A 2,687-nucleotide genomic window follows, 5' to 3' on the forward strand; every position below is an offset into this window, starting at 1 on the left:
ATTTTGAACAATTCCACTTTCTCTTCTGCAGTTAATGTAGGAGACTCTCCAGTTGTACCAGCTATTACTAATCCATCAGAACCATTAGTAATTAAATAATTTACTAAAGTTCTCGTAGCATTAAAATCAACCTCATCATTATGATTAAACGGGGTAACCATTGCGGTTAAAACTTGGCCAAAATTCATAACTTCACGCCCTTTTGTATAATTTTTATAAAAATTCAGAGGTGGTTAGGGCCATTCAGGAGTAAACGCAAAATAGCAACAACGAGGATTCGCTGCTGCAGTAGAAACAATATTTATCAAAAAAATGTTTCCGCGCATAAGATAGCCCTCCATATAGTTTCCTATATGACAGTCCTGCATTTATTCAATAGCAGAACCAGCTTCAAGAACATGAGATTCTTTCCGCTTCGGCAAATTCCCCTTTCCACAATAGTCATGGGATCTCATTCTCCTCAAAATGTGTACTAATGGTCTTTGCTCCTCTATCCTCACTTCAAAAAGTATGAAGTAAGAAAATATTTAATTGACTGTAATATAACAAGGAATCCTCTTTATTGCAAGGACAATTTAGAAATGTTTTTTTCGAATAAATGGATTCACCTTTTTTAGTATTATGTAATCTCAACATTGATAGTTTTATAAAACAAACTGTATGGAAAGTTTCACTCTTTTATAGTCAGTTTTACAAGTGATAGAGCTTATGAAAGTTGGTATGTATCTTATGAATACTTAGAACGATGATCAAGGTGGGGAGGACGGCATGATACAAATTTAACAAAGGGCAGCAAAGATATGAAAATCAGTGTCGTTTAGGAAGCAGAAAACGGATTGCTTCAATGTAAGTAGGATTCCATTGATTCAATTACACTATCAAAAAATTGAAAAGGATGGCCATGAATAACATCAAGCAAATGTTAACCAAACCAAAGACAAAATGATCTGTGGTCCGATAAAAACTGGTCAGAACAATTGCATGAAAGTGGAAGACAAACCGAAGATGTTCGATAGCATTATAGAAGGCAATTTTACTAGCGATTATGTTGCTGAAAATGGATATAAATCCACAGCCAAACAAGATCAAACGGATTGAACTCTTGGTGCTTTCATTCCTTTCAGGATTGGAACGGGATACGTATAACAGCATACGTATCTCCAAATCCATGAGATGGAATGATAAAAGCCATTAAGATTCGTGGGGATAACTACGTAGTTAAGGGGTAGTTCCCCTTTTACATCAAGCAAAGGCAAATCATTACTACAAGCGAAAAATTATCTTAAGTTTTCCTCCAGAAACAATTTAAGTGAACGGAATGTCTATTGGCCATAGGTATTATTTGATTTATTAATATTTAAATTACACTGAACCTATATTTTATTAATAATGCAAAGTTACTATTTTAATTGGAAAACCACATAAAAATTGAAAAATGAGGAGGATATTTTACTTCTTGGGAAATACTTACATAATTATAGCGGCTAAATGATATATAGGAGGAAAAAGATTTTGAAAGTGAAAAGTAAATTTGCTGCAATGTTGACAGTTGTAACGGTGGGATTAACAACTTCTTTATCAAATGTACAAGCATTCTCGGAATCTTCAAATTCAGATAATAAACGTAAACCCGAGCTCGTTTTTCCTGTAATCAGTGATGTACATATAGATGATGGATCAGCTGCTGATATGAACAAGTTTAGAACAGCAATGGATCAATTAAACAAAGCTGCGCCTGAACAGGATGCTTTTGTTGTCGTTGGGGATTTAACGGACTATGGCTACGCTACTGAATATGATAAGTTCTTCTCCATTTATAATGAGAAGAAACAAGGCGATGTTCAATCCATGTTCACTATGGGAAACCATGACTATTGGAATGGACTTTCAGTAGAAAAAGCACAAGATCGCTTTCTCGAGAAAACAGGAATGGATTCCCTTTACTATCATAAAAAAGTAAATGGATATGATTTTATTACGTTAAGTCCGGAAAATGGTAATACGCATGGTTTATATTCTGTTCCTCAAATTAACTGGCTAGGCGAAAAGTTAGCTGCAGCAGAAAAAGAGAATCCGGGCCAACCAATCTTTGTTTTTCTTCATCAACACATTAAAGACACTGTGTATGGAAGTGACTTATGGGGAACTCAGGAAAATAAAGAACTTTTATATGATAAATTAAAGAAACATCCACAGGTTATTACATTTTCAGGCCATTCTCATTATCCACTTGAAGACCCTAGAACGATTCATCAAAAAGACTTTACGTCTGTTGGCACATCTTCTGTAAGTTATTTGGAATTAGAGCCGGGCAAACTTCAAGGGTTTCATCCTGAAGGATATCGGGATATTAGTCAAGGTATGATTGTAGAAGTTTATAATAATGAAGTTGTCCTTAAAAAACGTGATTTTCATAAAGACGATTGGGCAGGAAAACCATGGGTAATCAAACACCCTTCTAAAAAAAATAACTTTACATATACAGACGATCGAGATCAGTTACCACCAGTTTTTGCAGTTAAAGACAAGGCTTCGATTGTAAAAGAAAAATCGGCACTGAAAAGTTTGAATATTACATTTCCACAGGCAACAGATAACATGCTCGTACATTCTTATCACATTACAGCCAAAAATAAGGAAACAGGGGAGTTAGACGCAGACTTCATCGCATTTTCTGAATTCTATAT

Annotated in this window: 2 protein-coding genes and 1 riboswitch; of the genes, one reads left to right on the plus strand and one right to left on the minus strand. The window is 34.8% G+C overall.

The genetic code is table 11. The features are described from left to right. Window positions 1-188, minus strand: a 188-nt coding sequence (locus ACFVSH_RS25170) for a dihydrodipicolinate synthase family protein (protein WP_387708471.1), incomplete at its 3' end; no start/stop codon positions are given. Between the two features lie 134 nt (window positions 189-322). After that, window positions 323-501: riboswitch (Lysine riboswitch) on the minus strand. A 1,017-nt stretch (window positions 502-1,518) separates the two neighbouring features. On the opposite strand from ACFVSH_RS25170, the gene ACFVSH_RS25175 reads away from it, so the two are divergent. Then, the coding region (locus ACFVSH_RS25175; protein WP_387708473.1) for a metallophosphoesterase family protein at window positions 1,519-2,687 on the plus strand (1,169 nt) is incomplete at its 3' end.

The organism is Peribacillus sp. NPDC058002 (assembly GCF_042886655.1).
GTDB lineage: Bacteria > Bacillota > Bacilli > Bacillales > DSM-1321 > Peribacillus > Peribacillus aracenensis.